Source organism: Rhodoplanes roseus (assembly GCF_003258865.1).
GTDB lineage: Bacteria > Pseudomonadota > Alphaproteobacteria > Rhizobiales > Xanthobacteraceae > Rhodoplanes > Rhodoplanes roseus.
The window spans coordinates 1-260 of record NZ_NPEX01000884.1 but is presented as its reverse complement, the minus strand read 5'-3'; the positions used below and the strand labels follow the sequence as shown (position 1 = coordinate 260).

At 60.4% G+C, this 260-nt stretch carries 1 protein-coding gene; it reads right to left on the bottom strand.

Annotated features, from left to right (window positions below):
- Window positions 1–260: EAL domain-containing protein (locus tag CH341_RS32860; RefSeq protein WP_146604802.1), on the bottom strand; the 260-nt coding region annotated here is incomplete at both ends.

The following is a 260-nucleotide window of genomic DNA, read 5'->3' as shown; positions in this document are numbered from 1 at the left end:
GCATGGTGCAGTTTCGCTTTGCTTCCTCCGCCAGGAAATCTCCGATGCTCTCGGGAGGCAGCGGATAGCTGACGAGGAAACCCTGCGCCGCCGTGCAACCGGAGGCCATGATCCGCCGCCATTGTTCCTGCGATTCCACACCTTCTGCAAGAGTCATCATGCCGAGGCTTCGCCCGAGCGCTGCAATTGCGCTGACGATTGCGGTGCAGTTCGAGTCGTGTGGGTCGGCGCGGACGAAAGACTGGTCGATCTTGATCTTG